21 protein-coding genes and 3 tRNA genes are annotated in these 26,239 nt (G+C 43.9%); 19 read left to right on the top strand and 5 right to left on the bottom strand.

Annotated features, from left to right (window positions below; translation table 11 throughout):
- Positions 1 to 2: 2 nt before the first annotated feature.
- Positions 3 to 1,679 carry a phosphoenolpyruvate--protein phosphotransferase gene (gene ptsP, locus BJR36_RS06660; RefSeq protein WP_091231872.1) on the top strand — a complete coding sequence of 559 codons (1,677 nt, stop codon included), beginning with the start codon at positions 3 to 5 and terminating at the stop codon, positions 1,677 to 1,679.
- A 68-nt stretch (positions 1,680 to 1,747) separates the two neighbouring features.
- Here ptsP and BJR36_RS06665 read toward each other — a convergent pair whose 3' ends face one another.
- Positions 1,748 to 2,608, bottom strand: a complete 861-nt coding sequence (locus BJR36_RS06665; protein ID WP_091231875.1) for an AraC family transcriptional regulator — start codon at positions 2,606 to 2,608, stop codon at positions 1,748 to 1,750.
- Between the two features lie 277 nt (positions 2,609 to 2,885).
- Here BJR36_RS06665 and BJR36_RS06670 point away from each other — a divergent pair, with 277 nt between their 5' ends.
- From BJR36_RS06670 to BJR36_RS06705, 8 genes are all read left to right on the top strand, one after another.
- Entirely contained in the window at positions 2,886 to 4,202 is a 1,317-nt protein-coding gene (locus BJR36_RS06670) for an ABC transporter substrate-binding protein (protein WP_091231877.1), read from the top strand.
- Positions 4,203 to 4,228: 26 nt separating this feature from the next.
- Positions 4,229 to 5,116, top strand: a complete 888-nt coding sequence (locus BJR36_RS06675) for a carbohydrate ABC transporter permease (protein WP_091231881.1) — start codon at positions 4,229 to 4,231, stop codon at positions 5,114 to 5,116.
- A gap of 14 nt (positions 5,117 to 5,130) precedes the next feature.
- A complete protein-coding gene (locus tag BJR36_RS06680) occupies positions 5,131 to 5,976 on the top strand; it encodes a carbohydrate ABC transporter permease (protein ID WP_091231883.1) in 846 nt (281 codons plus the stop codon).
- 94 nt (positions 5,977 to 6,070) lie between these two features.
- On the top strand, positions 6,071 to 8,260 hold the full coding sequence (locus BJR36_RS06685) for an alpha-galactosidase (protein ID WP_091232108.1): 2,190 nt from the start codon (positions 6,071 to 6,073) through the stop codon (positions 8,258 to 8,260).
- Between the two features lie 18 nt (positions 8,261 to 8,278).
- Positions 8,279 to 8,929 (top strand): YczE/YyaS/YitT family protein, encoded by a 651-nt coding sequence (locus BJR36_RS06690; protein ID WP_091231885.1) that lies wholly within the window; start codon positions 8,279 to 8,281, stop codon positions 8,927 to 8,929.
- Positions 8,930 to 9,297: 368 nt separating this feature from the next.
- A complete protein-coding gene (locus BJR36_RS06695; RefSeq protein ID WP_091231887.1) occupies positions 9,298 to 10,107 on the top strand; it encodes a Cof-type HAD-IIB family hydrolase in 810 nt (269 codons plus the stop codon).
- A gap of 257 nt (positions 10,108 to 10,364) precedes the next feature.
- The gene (locus BJR36_RS06700) at positions 10,365 to 10,913 is read left to right on the top strand and encodes a LemA family protein (RefSeq protein WP_091231890.1); all 549 of its coding nucleotides are present in this window, start codon (positions 10,365 to 10,367) and stop codon (positions 10,911 to 10,913) included.
- A gap of 13 nt (positions 10,914 to 10,926) precedes the next feature.
- On the top strand, positions 10,927 to 13,008 hold the full coding sequence (locus BJR36_RS06705; protein WP_091231893.1) for a DUF2207 domain-containing protein: 2,082 nt from the start codon (positions 10,927 to 10,929) through the stop codon (positions 13,006 to 13,008).
- A gap of 136 nt (positions 13,009 to 13,144) precedes the next feature.
- Here the strand turns inward: BJR36_RS06705 and BJR36_RS06710 are convergent.
- A tRNA-Leu gene (locus BJR36_RS06710) sits at positions 13,145 to 13,229 on the bottom strand.
- A 672-nt stretch (positions 13,230 to 13,901) separates the two neighbouring features.
- Positions 13,902 to 13,986 (bottom strand) — tRNA-Leu (locus BJR36_RS06715).
- 180 nt (positions 13,987 to 14,166) lie between these two features.
- Here BJR36_RS06715 and BJR36_RS06720 point away from each other — a divergent pair.
- From BJR36_RS06720 to BJR36_RS06740, 5 genes are all read left to right on the top strand, one after another.
- A tRNA-Leu gene (locus BJR36_RS06720) sits at positions 14,167 to 14,250 on the top strand.
- A 306-nt stretch (positions 14,251 to 14,556) separates the two neighbouring features.
- Positions 14,557 to 15,102 carry an HIRAN domain-containing protein gene (locus BJR36_RS06725; RefSeq protein ID WP_091231896.1) on the top strand — a complete coding sequence of 182 codons (546 nt, stop codon included), beginning with the start codon at positions 14,557 to 14,559 and terminating at the stop codon, positions 15,100 to 15,102.
- Between the two features lie 355 nt (positions 15,103 to 15,457).
- Positions 15,458 to 16,486: a TRAP transporter substrate-binding protein DctP gene (gene dctP / locus BJR36_RS06730; RefSeq protein ID WP_091231899.1), complete on the top strand. Its 1,029-nt coding sequence runs from the start codon at positions 15,458 to 15,460 to the stop codon at positions 16,484 to 16,486.
- 11 nt (positions 16,487 to 16,497) lie between these two features.
- On the top strand, positions 16,498 to 16,965 hold the full coding sequence (locus BJR36_RS06735) for a TRAP transporter small permease (RefSeq protein ID WP_091231902.1): 468 nt from the start codon (positions 16,498 to 16,500) through the stop codon (positions 16,963 to 16,965).
- A 1-nt stretch (position 16,966) separates the two neighbouring features.
- Positions 16,967 to 18,271, top strand: coding sequence for a TRAP transporter large permease (locus BJR36_RS06740; protein WP_091231904.1), 1,305 nt, complete (start codon positions 16,967 to 16,969; stop codon positions 18,269 to 18,271).
- A 15-nt stretch (positions 18,272 to 18,286) separates the two neighbouring features.
- Here BJR36_RS06740 and BJR36_RS06745 read toward each other — a convergent pair whose 3' ends face one another.
- The gene (locus tag BJR36_RS06745; protein ID WP_091231906.1) at positions 18,287 to 19,174 is read right to left on the bottom strand and encodes a helix-turn-helix transcriptional regulator; all 888 of its coding nucleotides are present in this window, start codon (positions 19,172 to 19,174) and stop codon (positions 18,287 to 18,289) included.
- Between the two features lie 76 nt (positions 19,175 to 19,250).
- Between BJR36_RS06745 and BJR36_RS06750 the strand changes: the two genes are divergently transcribed.
- The 3 genes from BJR36_RS06750 to BJR36_RS06760 all read left to right on the top strand — a co-directional run bounded on the left by BJR36_RS06750 (position 19,251) and on the right by BJR36_RS06760 (position 23,349).
- Entirely contained in the window at positions 19,251 to 20,372 is a 1,122-nt protein-coding gene (locus BJR36_RS06750) for a glycoside hydrolase family 88/105 protein (RefSeq protein WP_091231909.1), read from the top strand.
- A 363-nt stretch (positions 20,373 to 20,735) separates the two neighbouring features.
- Positions 20,736 to 21,707 (top strand): FAD:protein FMN transferase, encoded by a 972-nt coding sequence (locus BJR36_RS06755; RefSeq protein WP_091231912.1) that lies wholly within the window; start codon positions 20,736 to 20,738, stop codon positions 21,705 to 21,707.
- Positions 21,697 to 23,349, top strand: a complete 1,653-nt coding sequence (locus BJR36_RS06760; RefSeq protein WP_091231914.1) for an FMN-binding protein — start codon at positions 21,697 to 21,699, stop codon at positions 23,347 to 23,349. Before BJR36_RS06755 ends, BJR36_RS06760 begins: the two co-directional genes overlap by 11 nt.
- A 38-nt stretch (positions 23,350 to 23,387) precedes the next feature.
- On the opposite strand, the gene BJR36_RS06765 is transcribed toward BJR36_RS06760, so the two are convergent.
- Complete coding sequence (locus BJR36_RS06765; RefSeq protein ID WP_169823610.1) at positions 23,388 to 24,215, bottom strand: Cof-type HAD-IIB family hydrolase; 828 nt, start codon at positions 24,213 to 24,215, stop codon at positions 23,388 to 23,390.
- A gap of 242 nt (positions 24,216 to 24,457) precedes the next feature.
- On the opposite strand from BJR36_RS06765, the gene BJR36_RS06770 reads away from it, so the two are divergent.
- The gene (locus BJR36_RS06770) at positions 24,458 to 25,465 is read left to right on the top strand and encodes an aldo/keto reductase (protein ID WP_091232110.1); all 1,008 of its coding nucleotides are present in this window, start codon (positions 24,458 to 24,460) and stop codon (positions 25,463 to 25,465) included.
- A gap of 284 nt (positions 25,466 to 25,749) precedes the next feature.
- Complete coding sequence (locus tag BJR36_RS06775; RefSeq protein WP_091231919.1) at positions 25,750 to 26,145, top strand: zinc ribbon domain-containing protein; 396 nt, start codon at positions 25,750 to 25,752, stop codon at positions 26,143 to 26,145.
- Positions 26,146 to 26,239: the final 94 nt, after the last annotated feature.

Below are 26,239 nucleotides of genomic sequence, written 5' to 3' on the forward strand. Positions count from 1 at the left end.
AAATGAGAACTATCATAGTGGAAAAGAAATCTTCAAAAGGAATTGTTATGGGAAACGTCTATCTGGTGGAGAAGCAGGATCTGAAACCACGCCAGGACATGATAAACGAAGATCAGATTGAACTTGAAGTGGCAAGCTATGATAAGGCCGTTGCAAAAGCAGTAAGCGAGCTTGAAGTCCTTGCAAAGGACAATGAGATTTTCGCCGCTCATGTAGAGCTGGCAAAGGATATTGCCTTATACGAAGGCGTCGTGAACCGCATTCGAAACGAAAAGCAGAATGCTGAGATCGCCCTGCGAAATACAGAGGAAGAATACTGTGCCATTTTCGACATGATGGACGACGAATATATGCGTGAGAGAAGTGCAGATTTAAAGGATATCTGCAACAGGTTCATGCGTATACTGAAAGGCCTGGAGGAAAGGGATTTCAGTGGTATCAGGGAAAAGGTAATCCTTGTTGCCGAAGATCTTGCACCCTCGGATACAGCAAAACTGAATCTGAATTATGTGCTCGGATTCATTACAAAACTCGGAGGGGTTACAAGCCATGTATCCATCATGGCAAGAAGCCTCGGACTTCCGGCGCTTGTTGGTGTGAGTGAGATTCTTGATGAAGTTAAGGGGAATGAATTTGTGATTCTTGATGCAAATGAAGGCAGAATCTATATAGATCCTTCTGATGATTTCGTTGCTGAGTTTAAATTGAAAGCAGACGAATTTGCCAGGAAGCAGAAGGAACTTGAGGAAGCAAGCCATCTTCCGGCTGTCACGACCGATGGAAGAAAAGTCAAAGTCTGCGCTAATGTTGGAAGCGTAGAGGATGTCAAAAATATGCTCAAATTCTCACCGGACGGAATCGGTCTGTTCAGAAGCGAGTTCCTTTATATGGAAAACACCCACTTCCCTACGGAAGAGGAGCAGTTTGAGGCATATAAGGAAGCAGCAGTGCTGTGCGGCAAGGAAGTGATTATCAGAACGCTGGATATAGGCGGAGATAAGGAATTATCCTATTATGATTTCGAAGCCGAGGAAAATCCATTCCTTGGATTCAGGGCAATCAGGATTTCCCTTGAACTTGTGGACGTATTCAAGGCTCAGCTCAGGGCGCTTCTGCGTGCAAGTGCATTCGGAGATGTCCGAATCATGTATCCGATGATCATTTCCATGGAAGAACTTACCCGGGCAAATGAGATTCTTGAAATCTGCAAGAAGGAGCTTGCGGCGGAAGGGAAGGCATTCAACGAAAATATCAAGGTTGGAATGATGATTGAAACGCCGGCTTCCGTAATACAGGCTGAGGAGTTTGCAAAGCATGTTGATTTCTTCAGCATAGGAACCAATGATCTTACCCAGTATATGCTGGTTGTAGACCGTGGAAATAAAAAGATTTCAAAACTTTATGATACCTTCCATCCGGCTGTTCTCAAATGCATCAAACGCGTCATCGATGCAGGGCATGCACAGAACATAGAGGTCGGCATGTGCGGCGAATTTGCAGCTGACGATAAGGGGACAGGCCTTCTGCTTGGCATGGGTCTGGATGAATTCAGCGTATCGGCTGGTTCTATCCCTGAAGTCAAGGACAAGATCCGAAAATCAAGCTACAATGAAGCTAAGGCTGTTGCGGACCGTATAGGGGATGCCTATACGATTGATGAGGTGATGAAACTGCTATAAAATACAAAATAAGAGGCAACTTTCAGCTGATGCTGTAGAGTGGCCTCTTTTTGCCATATCATGAGGAGTTAGGTCCTTTTATCCGGTATCTTGTTCTCGGTGCGCCATTGTCTGGGGGAAATGCCGTATATCTTTTTGAAGGCGCGGGAAAAATGAAGCTGGTTGGGATATCCCATGGCATTGCTGATGTCGCCCACGGAAAGTTCGGTCATTTTCAGAAGCTGGGCAGCCTTCATCATCCTGTAGGTTATCAGGAATTCCTGGGGACTTTTTCCTACGGCATCACGGAAAATTTTACCGAAATAGCTCCTGTTCAGATTGCAGAAATTCGCAATATCCTCGACAGTGATATCGTTCTGGAAATTCTGCTCGATGAAGGAAAGGGCCTCGCGGATGTAGAAATCGCGCATGCTTCCCCCTTTGATAATCTTTCTGCTGGCAGAGGACTGAGTAAGATAATCAATCATAAGGTAGAGATGCCCGATCAGATTGAAGGGGGAAGCGTCGGCGTGTCTGGCGATGTAAAGGATCTCTTCCAACAACAGCGCACTGATATCCTTCGCATTTGAACGGTATATGGGGGAGTCCATGGACAGGCCGGACAGCTCAAGAACTTCTTTCGCTTTGAGCCCGTCAAATTCGACCCAGGCGTATTCCCACGGGTGGTCTTCATCGGCAGAGTAGGTGTTGATCTGTTTTGGACAGATCAGGAAGCCTTGTCCGCTTTTTATATGGTAGGTGTGGGTTACGCCTTCGGAATTCGTAGACTGCAGGGTTCCGGCGCCTGAAATTATATAATGGAACAGATAATGGTTTCTTGCAAACGGTCCATAGGAATGCAGCGGCTCGCATGCTTCCCAGCCGAACTGATACAGGCTCAGATCGACAAACCGTTCGTTTGGAAATATTGAAAAAAGTGCATCACTCATAAGTTGCCTCCGGTCTTTTTCTTGATTATATGCCAAAATGCTAGCACACTTCAATAGTAAAACAGAAAAATAGCATTAAGGTATATTTTTGCTTCTATGTATTCATTTATTTTAAGTGTTGCAAGTGGTATTATTTCTTTAACAAGTAAGTGATGCTTGGAAGAGACAAAGGGAGAGCATAGTAACCGGCCGGTTATATATGGGAAAAGGAAAAGTGGAAAAGAAACGTATTTTGACATAAAAATGTCGAAATGCACAAGCTATGGAGGGAAAAAAGATGATCAAATTATTGAAAAAAGGTATGACAACTGTTTTATGTGCAGCAATCCTGCTGACATCTGCAGCGGGGTTAAGCGGATGCGGATCGTCGGATGGAAAGGATGCTGGCGGAAAGAAAGAGCTTACCTTCCAGATTTGGGATGTTGCCCAGAAAGAAGGCATGGAAGCTTTAGCGTCAGCTTATACGGAAGAAAATCCTGATGTGACAATCGAAGTACAGGTTACAAGCTGGGACGAGTATTGGACGAAGCTTGAAGCTGCGGCAGAAGGAAACCAGTTGCCGGACATCTTCTGGATGCATACAAATGAGCTCCTGAAATATGCTGACAACGGAATTTTAGCAGATGTGACGGACTTATATGACGACGAAAGCAAAACATACTATGAAGATAAATTTTCAGATGTATCAATTGACAATACAAAGGGTTCGGACGGAAACATGTACGGCGTTCCAAAAGACAAAGATACTATAGGACTTGTATATAACAAAGAGATGTTCGATGCAGCAGGAGTTGCATATCCGGATGAAAACTGGACCTGGGATGATCTGGTGGCAGCATCTGAAAAAATCAATGCAGCAACAGGAAAATACGGATACATGGCATATGCCGACGACCAGATCGGATACTGGAATTTCGTATACCAGGCAGGAGGCTACATCCTGAATGAAGACAAGACAGAAGGCGGATTTACAAATCCTGCTACAGTAAAAGCAATGGAATTCTATATCGGACTTCAGCAGAACGAATGGTGTCCTGATCAGAACTATTTTGCAGAAACAAGCCCTGGAACTGCATTCTTTTCAGAACAGGGAGCGATGTATTACGAAGGATGCTGGAACCTGAAATCCCTGATGGAAAACAATCCTGAAATGGTTGGAAAATGGGATGTTGCAGTACTTCCAAAATGTCCTGATCCTGTAAGCGGAGACGGAAGGGCTTCTATTTCCAACGGTTTATGCTATGCAACTGCAGCAAAAGGTGAAAACCTTGAAACAGCTAAAGATTTCCTTAAATTCTTAGGTTCTGAAGAAGGACAGAAGATACAGGGCGAATCAGGCGCGGCAATTCCGGCATATATTGGACTGGAAGACACCTGGGTCAAAGTGTTCGATGCATTCGATTACAAACTTGCCGTTCAGAAATATATTGATATGTTCGAATATGGCATTCAGAGCGTAAACAGCGCATCAAGACCTGTATGGAAATCAAAAGTAAGCGATGAGCTATTGAAAATATATTCCGGCGAAAGCACGATCGATGAAGGTCTGCAGAATATGCAGGATGCTGTTGATCAGGCGATTGCAGCCGAATAATATCCCTGAAGGGGAGGAAAAAACAAATGGGAAAGAATAAAACAAAAAGGCTTAACTCAGAGGGTTTCTGGGGCTATCTAATGATAGCCCCTACAATCCTGGGATTGATGATGCTGAATATATATCCTTTTATTAAAACAGTTATCCTGAGCTTTTCATCAACAAAAGCGTTTGGACAGTATGAGTTTTCGGGTATCAGCAATTATAAGGAAATGCTGGGAAATGCAGAGTTCTGGAAAGCAACATGGAATTCTATTTATTTCTGCATACTCACTGTTCCGGTTGGGGTTTTTATATCCCTTCTTGTAGCGGTGTTCCTGAATGAGAAGATAAAAGGCAGAGTGATATTCAGGGCAATCTACTTTCTTCCGATGGTTGTTGCGCCGGCTGCAGTTGCAATGGTATGGAAATGGATGTTCAACACGGAATACGGAATCATCAACGAAGTGTTCGGAATTCACGTGAACTGGCTGACAAATCCATCCATAGTCCTTGGCACCTGTGCGATAGTGGCTATATGGAGTGCGATTGGCTACGATGCAGTCCTCCTTTTATCAGGCATCCAGAATATATCAGGAAGCTATTATGAAGCAGCCAGCCTTGACGGAGCAGGAAAAATCAAGCAGTTCATCCATATAACGCTGCCTATGGTATCGCCTACGATCTTTGTTGTGGTGATTATGAGGCTTATGGCTTCGCTTAAAGTATATGATCTGATCTATATGATGGTAGAGCAGTCGAATCCGTCACTGACGAGCGCACAGTCGCTTATGTATCTGTTCTACAGGGAATCCTTCGTGGCAGGAGACAAAGGGTATGCTTCTGCAATTGTTGTCTGGACCGTGCTTCTGATCGGATTTGTAACTGCTATTCAGTTCTGGGGACAGAAAAAATGGGTTCATTATGATGTATAGGAAGGGGATTTCAAATGAGAACTAAAACCGGATCGCTGGAAATGAATAAAAAAACATATAATGCAGTCGTCTATCTGCTGCTGGGAGCAGGGGCTTTCCTGATGATCTTTCCGTTCGCATGGATGTTCCTGACCAGCTTCAAGACAGTGTCTGAGAGTATGCAGATACCCCCGAGGATACTGCCGGTAGAATGGATCAGGGACAATTACCAGAAGGCCCTGAACAGCCTGCCCTTCGTGAACCTTTATAAAAACACCGTGCTTCTGATCTTCTTCAGGGTAGCATGTGCAATCTTGTTTTCTTCGACTGCAGGCTACGCATTTGCAAAACTGAAATTTAAAGGAAAGAATCTTCTGTTCGGAATCGTGCTTGTACAGATGATGCTTCCATCCCAGATTTTCATCATACCCCAGTATCAGATGCTGGCTAATCTGGGACTTACCAATACCGTGTTTGCACTTGTATTTCCAGGCCTTGTAAGCGCATTCGGAACATTCTTCCTGAGGCAGTCGTATATGGGGATTCCGGATGAAATCGGAGAAGCTTCGTATCTGGATGGATGCAATAAATGGCAGACATTTTATCAGGTCATGATGCCCCTGACGAAAGCGTCAATGGCAGCACTGGCAATATTCACAGCAGTTTTTGCATATGCGGATCTTATGTGGCCGCTTATTGTAAATACGGACCTGAAAATGATGACCCTGTCCGCAGGGCTCTCGACCTTAAAGGGACAGTTCACAACCAATTACCCCGTTCTTATGGCGGGATCCCTTATGGCGATGATTCCAATGGTAATCCTGTATCTGTTCTTCCAGAAACAGTTTATAGAAGGAATTGCCATGTCAGGTGGAAAATAGAGAAGCGGCAGCTTCCATCCGGTAGGATGGAGCAGACGCGAAAATTTGCAAAAGGCATGCGGAGCGCATGCCGGAAAAAGAAAGGGCATTCGATATGGCAATTAGATATAACGAGGAGAAACAGGTATTTTCACTCCATACAAAGAATACTACTTATCAGATGTGCGTAGGGAAGTACGGATTCCTTCTGCATCTGTATTATGGAAAACGGACAGAAGGGAGCATGGATTATCTGCTCACCTATGCCGACAGAGGCTTTTCGGGAAATCCTTATGATGCCGGAACGGACAGAACTTTTTCAATGGATGCGCTTTTGCAGGAATTCCCGACTCAGGGCAATGGCGATTTCCGTACAGCCTGCCTGGTTGTGAAGAACAGCGATGGCACATACAGCTGTGACCTGAGATATAAAGAACACAGAATTGTGCAGGGAAAATATGCAATCCCTGCTCTGCCGGCTGTTTATGCAGATGAGAACGAGGCGGAAACACTGGAAATCGTTATGGCGGATGTGGTTACTGGAATAGAGGCTACTCTCTGTTACGGTGTTCTTGAAGAACTGGATGTCATAACAAGAAGCGTGAAAATCGTAAACGGTGGAAAAAACGATGTCAGCCTTGAAAAAGTTCAGTCTGCCTGCCTTGATTTCATGGATGGCGGCTATGATTTCATCCATTTCCACGGAAGACATGGCATGGAGCGCGTTATGCAGAGGACAAAATCCATGCACGGGCTGCAGTCCATAGGCAGCAGGAGAGGCACATCAAGCCATCAGCACAATCCGTTTATGATGGTAGCAGCTGAAGCGGCAACGGAAGAAACAGGAGACTGTTATGGATTATCCCTTATGTACAGCGGAAGCTTTAAAGGCGAGGTTGAACTGGATCAGTACAATCAGACCAGGGTTACAATCGGAATCCAGGATGAGATGTTCTCGTATCCGCTTGCACCCCAGGAGGCGTTCTATGCCCCTGAAGTCATCCTGAGCTATTCTGAGGCCGGTTTTGGACGCCTCTCCAGGAATTATCACAATGTAATCAGGTATCATGTCTGCAGAGGCAAATACAAGGATCAGCAGAGGCCGGTCCTCATAAACAACTGGGAAGCCACCTATTTTGATTTCAATGATGAAAAAATATACAGCATAGCAGAACAGGCGTCGGAACTGGGCGTTGAAATGCTGGTTCTCGATGATGGCTGGTTTGGAAAACGGGATAATGATTATTCAGGCCTGGGAGACTGGTTCGTTAACGAGAAAAAGATGGGCGGAGAGCTGAAAGGCCTGGTTGAAAAGATAAATGCGCTGGGCATGAAATTTGGAATCTGGATCGAGCCGGAAATGGTGTCGGAGGACAGTGAACTATACAGGAAACATCCTGACTGGGCTTTCGTGATTCCGGGACGCAGGCCGGTCAGAGGAAGAAGCCAGCTTGTTCTCGATTTTTCGAGAAAAGAGGTCGTGGACGGAATATTCGGACAAATCTGTGAAGTGCTTGACGGCGTGAATGTAGAGTATATAAAAATAGATATGAACCGCAGCATTACAGATGTCTATTCGGCAACAGCCGGAGACAAAAACCAGGGCGCAGTGCTGTACAGATACGTGCTCGGCGTATACGATTTTCTGGAACGTCTTGCTGCCAGGTATCCGGATATGCTCATAGAGGGATGCAGCGGCGGAGGCGGAAGGTTCGATGCAGGCATGCTATACTATTCCCCGCAGATATGGTGCAGCGATAATACCGATGCCATAGAACGGCTTTATATTCAGCATGGAACTTCTTTCGGATATCCTGTTTCATCGGTTGGATCCCATGTTTCAGCAGTTCCGAACCACCAGACAGGACGAAGTACATCCATGAAGACGCGCGGAGTCGTAGCAATGGCAGGAAGCTTTGGATACGAACTTGACCTGAATAAGATCTCGGAAGAAGAGAAACAGATGGTCAGGGAACAGATAAAAGAATACCATAAATACTGGAATATGATCCATAACGGAAATTACTACAGGCTTACAGACCCGGCAGTACACGGAGAAATTGCCGCCTGGGAGTTTGCAGCGGCAGACGCAGGAGAGGCACTGCTGAATGTAGTCACGATTGACACCCATTGCAATGCATCCGTACAGTATGTTAAACTAAAGGGACTTGCGCCTGAAAAGGTATACCGCATCGAAGGGGAAGAAGGCATTTACAGCGGAGATGCGCTTATGAATGCAGGGATTCCGGTTCCATATATGTCGGATGAATATCAGGCATGGCAGGTGCATTTTATAGAAGCATAGCTGTGGGAGGCTTAGAGAATGGAAGTTATACGGAACAAAGGGTTGAAAAACGAAAAACTGCTGATCAGCATCATCCTTTATATCATCGGAGTAGTGGTGATGCCCATGGGAGTCGTTTTTACAATCAATGCCCATATGGGAGCGGGAGGATATGATGCCCTGAATTTTGCACTGGCGGAAATTCTGGGCATAAAGACATCCTATGCGATCTATGGAACAGCGCTCATTGCTGTATTCATAGCGGCGGCAGTCAGACGCGGAATGCCCAGGTTCACAACGTTTCTGTCATCCCTTTTTATAGGTGTTTCAACGGATTTGTGGAAGACTGTCTTTGCTGATGTTCAGGGAACCGGTTTTATAAGCTCAGCGGGGCTCCTCTTTATGGGGATCATCCTGATCGGTTTTGCAGTGGCTGCCTATATGCTTTCGGGCCTGCCGACGAATCCTACAGATGATCTGATCGTTGCATGCAGGGAAAAGAACATCTCTATAAGAGCGGCAAAGATAACGATGGATGTGATTTTCGTGTTGCTTGCCTTTGTTTTGGGCGGTGAAATCGGAGCCGGTACGATTGTGTGCACATGTCTTCTCGGGCCGGTTATTGATGCGTTTTATCATTTTATAGGAAAGATAGTTGGCGGGAAACTGACGCTGGCATCGGATGTATAGCAGCTTAATCAATCAGTATTGAGCTGAAGATGGAGTATACGGCAGGACGCCGGACATGATCGACATAAAGCCGATGGTGTCCGGCATCTTTTTTATCTTATTGAAAAGTTCGTCCCATGAGATGAAAAATGCTCCGCATGGGATGTGCAGCCGGGTTTCGGTTGTTGATTTTGCTCCTGCCAGGCGGTATCTGCATCAGAATCTTGAATACTGTGTATATTGACTTATACCCGGATGATGATATAGTAATAGTCAGAGCAACTGTGCAGGCATCCGCCTAAGTGAGAAGTTTTTATGTGGCTTTGCATAAAGACATGTTTTGGAACTGAACACGGTGGATTTTAAGATGAATGAGATGGAGAGTACGCATGAAATACAGATTATTAGTTTTGGATCTAGATGGAACTTTGACAAATTCGAAAAAAGTAATATCAGAACATACAAGAAAAACGCTTATGAAATTTCAGAAAGCCGGAGGCAGGATTGTACTGGCATCGGGAAGGCCCACATATGGAATCGTGCCGCTGATGGAGGAATTGAAGTTGAAGGAATACGGCGGTTTCATGCTGTCGTTCAATGGCGGAATGATCATAGAGTGCGCTACTGGGAAAACCATTTACCAGGATCAGCTTCCGCAGGAAATGCCCGCACTTCTGAGTAGGCTGGCAAAAGAAAATGATGCGGATATCCTTACATACCAGAATGAGTTCATCATTACGGAGAATGGCGGAGATGTTTATATTCAGAAAGAAGTGGCCATCAATAAGATGCAGGTAAGGGAAGTGGAGGCATTTGGGGAATATGTCGTTTTCCCGGTGACAAAATGTCTGATGGTCGGAGAGGGAAACCATATGGCTGAAGTTGAGGAAATCATGAAAGCCCAGGTGGGAGACCGCATCAATGTATTCCGGTCGGAACCGTACTTTCTGGAGCTGATGCCTCAGAATGTGGATAAAGCAGCTTCTTTGGAAAAACTTATAAAGCATCTGGATATGAGAAGAGAAGAAGTGATGGCATGTGGTGATGGATTCAACGATAAAACAATGATCGCATTCGCTGGACTTGGCGTGGCAATGGAAAATGCCCAGAAGAGCGTCAAGAAGATTGCTGACTTTGTTGCACCTTCAAATGACGATGACGGTGTTGCATATGCTGTAAATAAATTTTGTATGGAATAAAAATGCCAGGAGCTTTTCATAAGACAACTCTTTTTGTGGAATAAAGGCACCAGGTGCCATATATAGAATAAAAAAGGCTGTTGCCGCACTGACGATGAATCGTAGTGTGTCGGCAGCCTCTTTTTGTATCATAAGAAAGTTTGTGGCTGTTAACATGGTGAACAGTAAGACGCTGCGTGATACACAGAAATGGTATTGCATAATGGCTAATGAAACCATATAATGACAGTAATGGATTAGAAAGGGAGGTATGAAACATGGAAATATATTTTGTGATTGGTGCTCTGGTATTGCTTGCAGCATATGTGCTGCTATCCTACAACGGCCTGGTAAATGCAAGAAATACCGTTGAGGAGGCGTTTTCGACAATGGATGTCTATCTGAAAAAGAGGTGGGATCTTATTCCGAACATTGTAGAAACGGTAAAAGGATATGCAAAGCACGAGCAGGATACATTGGAAAACGTAGTAAAGCTGAGGAACAGCGCATACGACAGAATGTCACAGGACGATAAAATTGCTGTAGACAGCCAGATGACGGGTGCCCTGTCAAAACTGATGGCAATATCGGAAAGCTATCCTGATCTTAAGGCAAACCAGAATTTTCTGGATTTGAGCGCACAGCTTGCCAGGGTCGAAGAAGATATCGCGAACTCAAGAAAATACTATAACGCGGTAGTAAGGAATTTCAACAACAAGGTCCAGATGTTCCCGAGCAATATGATTTCAGCCGTATTCGGTTTTAAGGCAGCGAAGATGTTTGAAGCTGCTGAAAGTGAAAAAGAAAACGTACAAGTCAGGTTCTAGACAGGAGAAGGGAATGAAAAAGAGAATAAGATATTTTATAATTCTGATTGCCATATTTAGTATGCTCCCGTATTTCGATTCATCTGCATCCGGTCCCCGAAGCGAATATATGCTGAGGAGCACAGCGGACACGGACTATGAAACCGGAAGCATAAGTACGGACAGCGCGTACGGTTATTATGAATATGTGCTCGACAGCTATGATGTGAACATATTTGTAAACGAGGACAACACATTCTACATTACTGAAAACATTGAGGCTTACTTTAACATCCCCAAGCACGGGATTTACAGAAAAATACCGTTAAAAAATGAGGTGGTCCGTCTGGACGGGACCATTTCCCATAACAGGGCGAAAATCAGCAGCATTAATGTAAATGAAGCTTATACGGCTTCAAATGCAGACGGACATAAAGTGATTAAAATAGGAAATCCCGACTCGACCCTGACCGGGCCTGTGAACTATATAATCAGCTACCTGTATAATATCGGAAAAGACACAGGGAAGGAATATGACGAGCTGTACCTTGATATAATCGGGGATGAATGGGATACTGCAATCGGTAAGGTTACATTTATGATCACGATGCCTAAGGAATTTGATTCGGAAAAGCTGGGTTTTTCCCGTGGGGCGACGGGTTCCACGGATAGTTCCGGTATTGCGTATGAGGTGCAGGGGAACGTCATAAGGGGCAGCTATAATGGCGTCTTGCAGCCTGGTGAAGGGCTTACCGTAAGGCTGGAGCTTCCGGAAGGATATTTCAAAGGAGCAGGCACGAATGTTGACCTGCTGATGATATTATCGATCGTTTTGCCGATCCTGTTCCTGCTGATTACAGGGGGGATGTGGTTTGTATTCGGCAGGGACAACAGGGTAGTTGAAACAGTGGAATTCTATCCGCCTGAAGGCTTCAACAGCGCAGAGACGGGATTTCTGTATAAAGGAAAAGCTGATCAGAATGATGCTGTATCCCTGTTGATCTATCTTGCAAATAAGGGCTACATGAAAATATCTGAAGTCGAAGAAAATTCACTGTTCGTAAAAAAGAAGAACTTTAAGCTTACCAAGCTGAAGGAATATGACGGGACTAATGAGAACGAGCGGATATTCTTATCGGGACTTTTCAATACGCCTAAAAAAATGAACCTTGCAGATATAACGGGCATGATCAGAAAAACCGTCTTTAAGCGTCCAGAGGATGCTTATGACATGAATGGAAGCAATTACAGGAATGATTATGGGACTTTCTATGAAACCGGCGGTACGGAAGTAGAAGAGGTCAACGGAAGCGATTTATATAACAGCTTCTACGTCACATTGGACAGGATCGTGGCGAATCTGAACCAGAAGGAAAACAGGCAGACGATATTTGAAAAGAGCTCTCTTGGAAAAGGACTGCTTGTAGGACTTATGATCATAGCGGTATTCATCCTGATTACAGTCAGACCGGTGGTAGAATTTGGCGGTGCCGGAACACTTCCGTTTGCGCTGATTTTTCCCGGAATTGGATTTTCGGTTCTGGCGGGTATGGTGTTTGGAAAGACGCCTATACCTGTGAAGCTTTTCGGACTGGTCTGGGGGCTCGGCTTCGGTGGCATGCCCTGGGGATTTCTGGTTCTGCCAGCGCTGATGGCTGATTCCATGTACCTGATTGCTTATGTCTCCGGGCTTGTATGCATTTTCTTGATGGTCCTGCTGCTAAAGGCCATGCCAAAAAGGACGGTTTACGGCAACCAGTTGCTTGGAAAAATCAGAGGATTCAGAAATTTTCTTGAAACAGCAGAAAAACCGAGGCTGGAAGCTCTTGTCATGGAAAATCCGTCATATTTTTATGACATACTTCCGTATACCTATGTGCTCGGGGTATCTGATAAATGGATCAGGAAGTTTGAAACGATTGCGATGCGGGCTCCTGACTGGTACAGTGGTCGCGATGCATTCACTATGGCAGCCTTTGGAGCCTTCATGGGAACAACAATGAAATCCGCTTCAGAAGCCATGTCTTCAAGGCCTTCAAGCAGCGGAAGCGGTAGCAGCAGCGGCGGGGGCTCGTCAGGCGGAGGATCAGGCGGCGGAGGTGGAGGATCCTGGTAACAGGTCCTCCTGAAATGCCGCAATCCGCTGCTGGGCAGACAATATAAGAGGATTGCGTATAGCTGTTCTGCTCTTTTCTACAACAAAAAAACAGGAAAGCCATGTTTCCAGGGCTTTCCTGTTTTTTTTGTTGTAGTGCAGTCGAAGGGACTTGAACCCTCACGAGCGCAATGCTCACTAGATCCTTAGTCTAGCGCGTATGCCAATTCCGCCACAACTGCATTTCCTGTTTGCTGTACCGAAGTACTTGTCTATAATACAATGTCCGGCTGGATTTGTCAATGCCATTTTGAAAAAGTTTAATGTTTTTTTGAAAAAACATTAATTAAACAACCAACACATACTATTGATACAATTTGGCAAATGAGATTTTGTCGGGCTTATGGTACTTGATTGACTTGTACCAGTTATTCCACCGTACAACAGAGTGTTTATGACAGTATAAAGAGTTTTGCTTGCGAAACTCTTGCTCTGATGCGCAGCCGCTTCTGCGACACACTTTTCTTGCACGTCATGCGCCTCTTCACGGAGCATTTTTGCTATATAGGAAATTCGGGGAACTTCTATATAGACTAGCGTGTCAAAAGCCCTACGTAAACTCCGGCTTCGTCAATTTGCACAGTCGCCAACTATCACACAGTGATACAAAACATGAATTGATGAGCAGCTTTATGAAGACGTTGGCACTTGGGCCGCGTATTTTGCGGCCCTATGTACCACTACGTCTTCATCTAAGCGAGAGCGCGCTGCGAATCAACATGTTTTGCATCACGTTCTCATTCTCGAAACCCGTGCAAATTAACGAATCCAATTATGTAAATGGGCTTTTGACTCTCCATTCCTATAAAGCAAAAAAAGCCCTGATCAACAGGACTTTCTCTTTTTTAAAGTAGTGCAGTCGAAGGGACTTGAACCCTCACGAGCGCAATGCTCACTAGATCCTTAGTCTAGCGCGTATGCCAATTCCGCCACAACTGCATTTCTTATGTTTGCGGCTGCTGCCACAAGCAAGATTTATTATAGCACGCACTTTTTGGTTTTGCAACCCCTAATTTACAAAATTAACATTTTTTGAATTTTTTGAATTAATTACAAAAAAAATTCAATTTAAGGGTTGACATTTGGTGGCAAAGAATATACAATATGTTTTGTAAGCAAGCAGTCGTGGCGGAATTGGCATACGCGCATGATTCAGGTTCATGTCCACGTACGTGGGTGAGGGTTCAAGTCCCTTCGACTGCATTACGCATTACAGGCCCTGATTTCTTCGGAAGTCAGGGTTTTTTTGTTGCATTGGAACAGATGCAATATGAGTATTAGGGACATGATTTTCTTCAAGAAATTGCTAGTTGTGGTGAAGCCGGTCTCGTAACATCAAAAAGACTCTCTGGACAGGTCGAATATCTGCTCTGGCGGGTCTTTTTGTATGAAATCGGAAACATTGTTGATAAACAGCAAGAAGACTGTTAGTATTAAAGCAGAGTCAGTTAATTGTGATACAATTTACTGCGCAAGGCTGAAAATTGCAGAAGAAAAGGGGAGAAAAAAATGGGGATTTTAGAGAAAATGTTCAGTAAAAGAAATGCGGTCGTCATTGCAGACGAGGGCTTATTGTCTACACCAAATCCTAAGACGGAAGTAAAATCGAAATCGGATCTGCTGACCTATAAGATATTTGTTGCATGGAGCAACAAGTACGAAGGGGAGAAGCAGATTATGAGGAAAATCGAGGCCATGGAAGTACCTTATAAAGGATTGAAGGGATCTGCTTTAAGGCAGAAAGTCGAAGACTCGTATCACGTCAACAAATATCCGATTCAGGAAGGTTATGACATATATTTCAAGGATGAACCTGACAATGATTACAATTCTAATGCTATTGCAATTATGAGTGAAGAGCACGGAAAACTTGGATATGTGCCGGATAAAAACATATCCAGGGTAAGAGGGATACTATCAAAGGATAAATATGAGGCAAAGTGGATATATACCTGTAAAGAGAAGAAATACCTCGATGAGGATGATCGGATTGTTACGGAGAACATTGGTCAATCGAGGCTTGAGGTTCAGTTTAAATACACAAGAACAAAGTGATATTATGATCAGGTAATCCGAGAGATTACCTGATTTTTTATTTTTCTCTAACAGGAAAGTTCGTTTTATGAGAGGAAACGCTTCGGGAGTTGAACTGGCGAAGCCCCTTGAATCTGTATTAACGCTATCACACAATCGGAAATAGAACAATATAGAGTGAAAAAAACAGAATAACAACAAGAATTGCTGAGAAATCAAAAAAACAATATGCTATGATGTCTATTGTAAAAAGTGGCTAAATAATAGCAAAAAACAGAGTGTGTATCGGCGCTGATTATATAAAAGTGCACAAATAAATATGCTGTGGGTTTTGAGAATTACAGTTATTTACCGCAAAAGAAAAGGAGAATTCGAAATGAAAAACGCAAAAAAAATAATCGGAATTGTGATTGCGGTTATCAGTGTGATTGCAGTAATTGTTACTTTCGTAAAAGTTGTAACCGGCAATTCTACAGAGAAGATTGAAATCCGCCTGGCGCATAACCAGTCAAGGGGTTCTGAAATAGCAGATTCAATTGCTAAATTTTCGGAATTTGCGGCAGAGGATGATTCTATGAACCTGCAGGTTAATATTTATGCAAGCGGTGTGCTTGGTACTGAAAAAGATGAGATTGAAATGGTAAAAGCAGGTATTCTGGATATGGCAAAAGTCAGCTCCAATACACTTGGACAGTTCAAGGAAGAATACTCTATTTTTGCAATTCCTTATCTGTTTAAAGGCCAGGAACATTATTATGAAGCAATCGAAAAGAGTGAAAAAGTAAAAGAACTTTTCTATTCAACGGAAGAGGACGGATTTATCGCCATTGGATATTATGCAAACGGAGCACGTAACTTTTATCTGACGGAAGATGTGGCATGCGACAGACCGGAAGTGCTCAAGGGCAAGAAAATCCGTTCCATGCCAAGTACCACTTCCATGACTATGATTGAACTGATGGGAGGATCACCGGTTCCGATGGCAGCCGGAGAAACCTATACGTCTCTGCAGCAGGGAATTGTAGATGGGGCAGAAAATACAGAACTTGCACTGACAGTCGATGGGCACCAGGATCTTGTCAAGTCTTATACCTATACAGAGCATCAGTATTCTCCTGACATTTATATCATCAGCACTAAAAAATGGAATAGTCTGACAAAGGGACAGCAGGAATATCTGGTTGAAGCCCTTGAAAAAACAAATGACAATTTCAAGAGTCTATATAACGGAATGATGGAAAAAGGCATGGAAGAAGCAGAAATGAACGGCGTAACTGTATACAGGGATATTGATAAAAGTGCTTTCATAGAAGCTGTGCAGCCTATACATGATGATTTCTGTGAAAAGGGAGATGCCTTCCGGGAACTTTATGAAGATATTCAAAAATACGTTACAGAGGAATAGGGAGGAAAGATATGAAGGCGATAAACAAAATTCTGGAAACAGTCCTGGCATTGATGGTGATTCTTATGGTCCTTGGATGTTTTTGGCAGATTTTCACACGTTTTATTCTTGGGAACCCAAGTAAATATACAGAAGAATTTTTAAGATATGTATTGATCTGGCTCACAATGCTGGGTGTACCTTTTGCATATGGAAGAGATGAACATATCTCCATACAGTTTATAACCAGGACTTTTCAAATGAAAAACCTGCTTGTTACAAAAATAGCGATAGAGGTTCTGGTATTGGCACTCAGCGTTTTTGTAATGATTGCAGGCGGATGGATGGTAACGATGAATGCGGCTGGTCAGATTTCGCCGGCTATGCAGATTCCGATGCAGTTCTATTATGCATGCGTCCCGATCAGCGGCTTATTGATGGCGGCATACAGCATCGAACGGTTTATTAAATTCAGTAAAGAAATTAAGGAGGTAAAGTAATATGGAACTCCAAGCGGCTTTAGTACTTGTAATCTTGTTTTTCCTATTGCTGGCATTGAGCGTGCCGGTTTCATACAGCATCATAACTTCAGCACTGGTAACGATTATCATGTTTCTTACTCCGGGATTCGGAATGTTTATATCTGCACAGAAGCTTGTCAGCGGTATTGACAGTTTTACTCTGCTCGCAGTACCGTTTTTTATTCTGGCAGGACAGCTGATGAGTAATGGCGGTATCGCCAGACGTCTTATTAATCTGGCACTCCTGTTTCTGGGGAAGGTACCGGGAAGCCTTGCAGTTACCAACATTGCAGGTAATGCCATGTTCGGTTCTATCTCAGGTTCCGGTATAGCAGCGGCTACTGCAATAGGCGGTGTTATGAACCCTCTTGAGAAAGAAAGCGGATATGACGAAGGATTTTCAGCAGCAACGAATATCGCAACTGCGCCGGTAGGCCAGCTGATCCCTCCAACGACAGCATTCATTGTATATTCTGCTGCAAGCGGCGGAACTTCCGTGGCTGCACTGTTTATGGCAGGATGGATACCGGGAGTTCTCTGGGCATTTCTTTGCATGGTTGTAGCATTTGCATATGGGAAGAAACATGGGTATGTAATAGAGGGAGAGAAGCTTACTGCATCAGCGGTATTAAAAACAGTCTGGGATTCCATCCCGAGCCTGTTCCTGGTTGTAATCATCATCGGCGGTATCCTGTCAGGATGGTTCACCCCCACGGAAGCATCGGGAATTGCGGTAATTTATGCATTCATTCTCGCAGTCGTGGTGTATAAGTCGATTCAGATGAAAGATATGAAAAAACTGCTGGTCGATACTGCGGTCATGACTACGATTGTCATGCTGATCATCGGAGCATCATCGGTCTTATCCTTTGTAATGTCCTTTACAGGGCTTCCACAGGCTATCAGCGACCTGATGTTAGGTATATCTGATAATAAAATTGTTATTCTGCTGATCATAAATGTTGTGCTCTTGATTGTAGGTACCTTCATGGATATGGCACCGGCACTTCTGATCTTCACCCCTATATTTTTACCGGTTGCGACGAACCTGGGCATGGACCCGATTCACTTTGGAGTCATGATCGTTATGAACCTCTCGATCGGAACTATCACGCCGCCTGTAGGCAACGTGCTGTTCGTAGGCTGCAGTGTTGCGAAATTGCAGGTAGAGGATGTGATGAAGCATTTAATGCCTTATTTTGCAGCCATATTGGTGGCACTCCTGTTTGTAACCTTCGTTCCTGGTTTGAGCACCTGGCTGCCTGGAGTGCTGGGCCTGATGTAATGCCTGCAGCAGAACTCATGGGAGCGTGGGAAGATTCGTATGCGTGACTGTATTGGGACGTTTACGGTACTTCAAAGGAGAAACGGTCATATAGGTTTTAAATAATTTTTCGAAATGCGCGATGCTCCCAAAGTTGAGAAGATGGGCAATTTCAGTTATACTCAAATCAGTTTCTTCCAAATACCGTTTGGCTTTCTGGATGCGGTGGATATTGACGTATTCGCTTATGGTATAGCCGGTCACTTCTTTAAATACCTTGCAGATGTAATATTTGCTCAGGAAGAAATGGCTGGCCAGATCTTCAAGAGAAGTCTGTTTTTCACAATTTGCCGATAAATAGTCTGCAATTGCGTAGGCAGTACGGTACTTGCCTTTGTCGGCAGAATGTGGAAGTTCCTGGGACTGTGGCTTCAGTTCCCGGGTGACAGACAGAAGATAGGACAGCACCTTGAGTTCAATCGCCAGTTTGTAGTGGCGGTCCCTATTGTTGAATTCCTTTTTTAAAAAGTGGTACATAGCCAGGAACTCATTTCGCTGGGGTTGGGAAAGGTGATAAACTCCGTAATGTTCATCAAAGAAGCGGGTCAGCTGGAGAGTCGGGCATAGCTGCTCTAAATGGGCCATTTTCTGATTGGAAATATAGAGGATGATTCTGTTGTGCCCTGTATCCTTTTCGGAAACTGATTTGGTCATATGGATCAGATTCGAATTTACCAAAATCAGATCCCCTTTGGTGGCAACAAAACTACGGTTGTTGAAAAAGAAAAGACGCTCCCCTTCTATAATATAAAAAATTTCGTATTCATTATGGAAATGTTTGACTCGCATATCAAATTTTCCATACCGGACTATATGCTCCAGGGAAATCCCTTCTGTTTCTGCAAAATATGTAACTTTTTCCAAAACTGCACCCTCTTTCGTTTTTAAAGATAGTATAAATGAAAAAAGAAAAAAAGAACAGTAGAAAGGCTGATGAAAAATGAAGAATGTCAATGAAAAGGAATTGAAAGAAAAACTGAATCTGGTTATCGAAAAACTGCTGAATTTAGGCGGACCTGATAATGCAGAAGAGCTTGAAACCCAGGGAGGCGAAGCAATCGGATTTTTCAAACGTGATTTTGGAATCCAGGAATGGGACTGGCCGCAAGGTGTAGGGCTCTACGGTCTTTTGAAGATCATGCAGCATGAAAAAAATGACGAGTATAAGGAATTCCTGTACAAATGGTTCAAGGATAATATGGCTCAGGGACTGCCGTCGAAGAATATCAATACGACAACGCCGCTTTTAACCCTGGTGGAACTGAACGAGTACTATCATGATCCGGAATTCGAAGCTCTCTGCAAAAAATGGGGAGAATGGCTGATGAACTGCATCCCCAGAACAAAAGAAGGCGGATTCCAGCACGTTACAAGCGCCAACGGGGACCGTCAGGGAGTGCGTCTGAATGAAAACGAGATGTGGATCGATACTCTTTTCATGACAGTGCTTTTCCTGAATAAAATGGGCCAGAAATATAAGATTCAGGAATGGGTTGACGAGTCGATCCATCAGGTGCTGATTCACATTAAGTATCTGTATGACAAAAAGACCGGCTTATTCTATCATGGCTGGACATTTAACGAATACAACAATTTCGGAGAAATTTTCTGGTGCAGGGGCAACAGCTGGTTCACCCTTGGAATCCTCGACTATATCGATATGTTCGAGGGTACGATGAATCCAGGAATTAAGAGCTTTATCATTGACACTTATAAAGCCCAGGTATCGGCGCTGAAAAAGCTTCAGAGCAAAAGCGGCCTTTGGCATACAGTGCTCACGGATCCATCCAGCTATGAGGAAGTATCAGGTTCCGCGGCTATAGCTGCCGGTATTTTAAAAGGAATCCGCTATGGGATTTTAGATGATTCTTATCTGGAATGTGCAAAAAAAGCCATCAATGCCATTCTGAAAAACATAGATAAAGACGGAACGGTATTAAATGTATCCGGAGGCACTGGTATGGGGTATGATGCGGATCATTACAAAAACATCCTGATTGCTCCGATGGCTTACGGCCAGTCCCTCACGATACTTGCACTGGCGGAAGCGCTGCGCTTTTAAATATTACGGTAAATTTCTATATAGCAAGTAAAAAACTGGTCTTGAACAGCAGCATATCATTCAAGATAAAGAATGAAGAAACGCATAAAGCGGCAACTTTTAATAAGGTTACTGTTTTATGCGTTTTTGGATTTGTAAGATATCAGCCCGGACAGGGCGAATTTCGAATGTTTTTAGGATTGTGGGAACATAAAGTGAGGAACAGGGGTGCTGAACAGTTACATTTAAAGTTCATTTTAAGTACAGTGCCTATAATCAGAGTGTGAGCTGGTTAATGGAAAGGAAGAATTCATGTAAATTTCACATTTGGCTCAAGAATTCATCACAATTGTGTATTATAATAAAAAAATAAGGAGATAACAGATGCAGGAAGATGTAGAAATCAAGTGCTTTGCGCTTGGAACATTCAATCAGATAAAAATTTATGGCTGCGAAAATAAAGAATTCATAGCGGACTGTATAGTAAAGAAACTCCAGACAATCGATGATCAGATGTCTGCATTCAATGGAGACAGCGACATTTCAAAAATAGTTGCGTCTGCCGGAAATTCCTATGTAACGGTCCATGAGGATACCTTGAAGGTGTTGGAACGTGCCCTTTGGTATTACCACAGTTCTGATGGTGGGTTTGATATTACCATACGTCCTCTGGTTGAACTCTGGGGAATAGGGAAAAAGGATTCTTTTATTCCGGACAGGCAAGAGATTGAACATGTAAAAAGAAAGACAGACGCTTCAAAGCTGTTGACGAAACCGGATTCATTACAGGTGAAATTGGATATTCCAGAAGGGTCTGCAGACCTGGGCGGCATTGCAAAGGGATTTGCGGCGGATGAAGTGAAAAGGATCCTGCTCGAAAATGGGATTGAAAATGCCCTCATAAATCTGGGGGGAAATGTCGTTGCTATAGGGCGCCGGCATGATGGGAACTGCTGGAAGATAGGGATCCAGAACCCACTGGCACCGAGAGGAGAATATATCGGGATCCTGGAAGCTGAGAACAAAACAATCGTAACCTCAGGCAGCAACGAGCAGTTTTTCATAAAAGACAAAGTCAGATATCACCATATACTGGATCCACGGTCAGGTTATCCGGCGCAATCGGCACTTTTAAGTGTAACTGCGGTCTGCGACAAATCGATTGATGCAGATGCTCTTACGACTGCTTTGTTTGTATCAGGCGTTGAAAAGGGTATGGGACTGCTGAAGAAAGTGGGAGCCGAAGCAATTTTTATTACAGAAGATATGGAAATTAAAATTACGGATGGATTAAAAGGCAAATTTAAAATTACAGAATCAATAGATAAGGATAGGAGAGACATGTATGTCTGTTAAAAAGAAAATCAACTCACTACAAATATATAGAATCGCTGTTCAGATTATATTCTTTATACTTTTACCCGGTTTTTATGCGGGTGCGTTCCTGGGACTGAAAACCCTTTATCTGGGAGCCGTCAGCGGCAATCTTGATTTGAGTACAAATCTGGTAAGCTTCATGGAAGCGATTGCTGTAATCCCGGTTACAATTTTGCTGGGACGGTTCTTCTGCGGCTGGATGTGCGCTTTTGGGGCGGTGAGCGACTGGCTTTATGCTTTTTCAAAAAAGGTATTTAAAACCAGGTTCAGGATATCTGAAAAAGCGGACAGCGTGTTGAAATCACTCAAATATATTTATCTTGTGCTGCTGGCAGCATTATTATGGAATGTCGACTGGAGCTTCCTGGAAGGAACAAATCCGTGGGATGCTTTCGGCTTCATTTTCACGGTAAAAGGTGTTCCGGATATCGCCGGCGCCGTGGAGTATTTTGTATTCGGAACGATACTGCTAATCATTATTTTTGCAGCCTCAATGTTTGTTGAACGATTTTTCTGCAGATACCTTTGCCCTCTTGGAGCCGTATTTGCAGCGGTTTCAAAGGTCCGGTTCTTAAAGATCAAAAAGAACCGTGACAAGTGCGAAGCGTGTAAAATATGTACCAATAACTGTCCTATGGGAATTCCGATGTACAAGTACGATAAAATATCGACCGGTGAATGTATCCAGTGCCTTCGCTGTACAGCTGTATGTCCCAGAAACAATGCCCAGCTTGCTGTTGCTGATGCAAACGTAAACACGATTGTTGCAGGGACGCTTGCTGTTGCGGCTATCACTTCCATCTACTATACAGGGGAGGCCCTGGCGGGCGGTGGATCAGGTACAACTTCAACTTATACAGACACAGCAGCCGGGAAGTATACGGATGGTACTTATGAAGGCTCTGGAACTGGCTTCCATGGCGGAACAACGTCGGTATCCGTTACAGTTGAAAACGGAAATATAACCGATGTGGAAATACTGTCCTATCAGGATGACAGGCCGTATTTTGAACGGGCAGAAAGCAGCGTAATCGCGCAGATTATCGAGACCCAGTCTTCTGATGTCGATGCTGTTTCAGGAGCGACCTACAGCAGCCGTGGAATCATGTCAGCTGTCGAAGATGCTCTTTCGATTACAGGTAGTTCATCAGCCACCTATGATTCGGCAGCTTCCTATGACACAGCAGAGGAAGAGACCAATAGAGGAAAGCGTTCACATGCTTCTGTAGAAATTGCTGAAGATACGGCAGAAGACATGGCAGAAGATACGACAGACGAGAAAGATGTTTCTGCCGCTGATGAAAATACAGCCATCGACCAGGCTTCAGCTGCCGCTGTCGAAACCGGTGCATATGCAGATGGCACCTATGAAGGTTCGGGAATCGGGTTTAAAAATCGGACCACGACTGTTTCTGTTACGGTTTCAGGAGGTTTGATTTCTGATGTAGCAGTTATTTCCTACGGAGATGACAGGCCATATTTTGAACGGGCAAAAAGCAGCGTCATATCACAGATTATTGAGACCCAGTCTTCAGATGTCGATGCCGTTTCAGGAGCGACTTTCAGCAGCCGTGGAATCATGTCCGCTGTAGAAGATGCATTGGGGGGTGCAGTAAATTAAAAAGCAGCGATTCTTAATCGAATCGCTGCTTTTTTCGTCTAGAGAACAAATTTTTCAATTGCATAGGCTACTCCGTCTTCCTCATTGGAGAGCGTGATGTAATCAGAGATCGCCTTGATTTCCGGGACGGCATTGCCCATAGCGACGCCAAGACCGGCTGCCTTGATCATGGCATAGTCGTTGTGGCTGTCGCCGCAGGCCATGATCTGTTCCGGAGCGATTCCAAGGATTTCACCTAAAGCAAGCAAGGCATTCCCTTTGTTTGCCGTTGCGGAATTAAGTTCCAGATTATTTGAGATTGCAGAGGTAACTGATATGTCAGAAAATTCCTGGAGTTTCCGCAGGGCTTTTTCCCGTTCAGACATGTCGCGGAAAAGAAGGTTGATTTTTTCAAGCGGTTTGTTTCTGCCGACGATATAATCACGGGCATCTCCGTTAAAAAGCTTCTTCGTCTGGTGAAAATAGGGGATAAACGCAGTAGGCATATAATCATCAAGACGGTTGACAAATGAGCTGGACGCATAGCCGCAGCCATCAATATATACCTCCATCATGGAATCAAAGTCTGAAATGATTTCGAGTGCTTTTAAAGCCACGGGAAGGGTAATCAGATCCTCATAAATGAGTTCTCCATTTCTTAAATCGCGGATGGAAGAGCCATTTGAGGTGATTGCATAGTTGATTCCCTGAATGCTGGTGAATTCTGTGGGAAGACCCTGATATGGCCTTCCGGTTGCGGGAAGTACGGTGACGCCTTTATCGATTGCACTGCTGAATGCGTTCAGGGTGCGTTCAGTAATGTGCTTGTTGTCATTGAATACAGTTCCATCAAGGTCGAGACCTATCAGTTTGATATCATAGTTCATAATAAAACCACCTTTCGTATAAAAATATAGCACAGAAATAAAATTGAGACAATAGTTGAAAACAGCCAGGAAAATTGCCATGTGAATTGAAAATGTTGTATAATCAGAAGTAGCGGTCCGGTTATCAGGATGCGATTTGAATGACACAGGAGCAAAACGCTATAATCAGAGTCAATAGAAGAAAATCAGCGGACAAAGGTACTGAACAGTACCTGATTCAGATAAAAGAAAGGAAGAACAATATGAGTCAGATAACATTAGGAAACACGGGGATCATTGTGAATAAGAACGGATTCGGTGCGCTCCCGATCCAGCGAATCGGCATGGAGGAAGCAAAATTTATTTTGAGGAAAGCTTACGACAGTGGAATCAATTTTTTCGATACAGCCAGATTTTATACGGACAGCGAGAAAAAAATTGGATATGCACTGGACGACGTAAGGGACAAGATCTATCTTGCATCAAAAACAATGTCTGCCAATGCGGAGGAATTCTGGCAGCATTTATATGCATCACTTGAAATGATGAATACGGATTATCTTGATGTTTTCCAGTTCCACAACCCGGCATTCTGTCCGAAACCAGGTGATGGAAGCGGGCTTTATGAAGCCATGCTGGAAGCAAAGGAAAAAGGAATGATCCGCCATATCGGAATCACGAACCACAGGATTAAGGTTGCTATGGAGGCCGCAGAATCAGGGCTTTATGAGACAATCCAGTTCCCGTTCAGCTACCTCGCGACTGAAGAAGAGATTGGGCTTGTGCAAAAGTGCAAGGAAAAGAAAATCGGCTTCATTGCCATGAAGGCGCTGTCGGGAGGGCTCATTACCAATTCTGCAGCCGCCTATGCATATCTGGCGCAGTTTGATAATGTGCTTCCTATCTGGGGTGTGCAGAAAGAGACTGAACTTGATGAGTTCATTTCCTATATTGATAATCCGCCGGTGATGAATGAAGAATTGCTGTCTGTTATAGAGAAGGACAGGAAGGAACTGGGCGGAGAGTTCTGCAGAGGCTGCGGCTATTGCCTGCCATGTCCTGCGGGCATCGATATCCCCACCGCTGCACGGATGTCGCTGATGATCAGGAGAGCTCCTGTTTCTGTGTACCTGAATGATGAGTGGAAGGCGAAGATGAAGAAGATCGAGGACTGCATCCATTGCGACCATTGCAAAAATCACTGCCCTTACGGACTGGATACACCTGCGCTTCTGGAAAAGAATCTGGCTGATTATAAGAATTTCATTTAGACTGCCAAATTACTTTGTTCATATATCCTTTACCTTGAGATTATACGATTTTTATGAGGTTTTAATAGATGAAATTCTTTTTTAACAATTAGGAAAAAAAACCCGGAAAACCTGTAAAAATGGTAAAAAATCAATTGAAATTTGCCACTATATGCGTATATAATAACTACACATTGTTGAATTTCGGCCCGAATTCATTATTCGGGGAAGAGCAGGAATCATCCATATAGTGATTGTAGAACCTGGCTTGAAGAAACAGTTGTAAGAAAGCGAGGAAACAAGGAATGAAGGAAAAATTAATCAGATTTATGCAGGGAAGGTATGGGGTCGACCAGCTGTCAAAAACTTTGCTGGCGGTATCATTCGTATTTGTCCTGTTGTCATCATTCACAGGAGTCCAGTTCTTTTACTGGATGTTCATTATGCTGGCTTTTTATTCATATTTCCGCGTGTTTTCGAAAAACACCTGCAGGCGCTATGAAGAGAACCAGAAATACATGAAATACCATAACAAGGTCAAATATTATTTTATCAGCAGGATGAATCTGATGAAGCAGAGGAAGGTCTATCATATCTATAAATGCCCGTCCTGCAAGCAGAAGATCAGGATTCCGAAGGGCAAGGGGAAAATCATGGTACGCTGCCCGAAATGCAGGACGGAATTCGTTAAGAAGAGCTGAACGTGAATCCTGGTCAGCCAGGAAGGACATAGCCCGGAATGGCAGCCATGATTGTAAAAAAGCCCGTTTTGGGCTATAATCAGTATAAAAGATG

The organism is Anaerobium acetethylicum (genome assembly GCF_900096945.1).
Classification (GTDB): Bacteria; Bacillota; Clostridia; order Lachnospirales; family Lachnospiraceae; genus Anaerobium; species Anaerobium acetethylicum.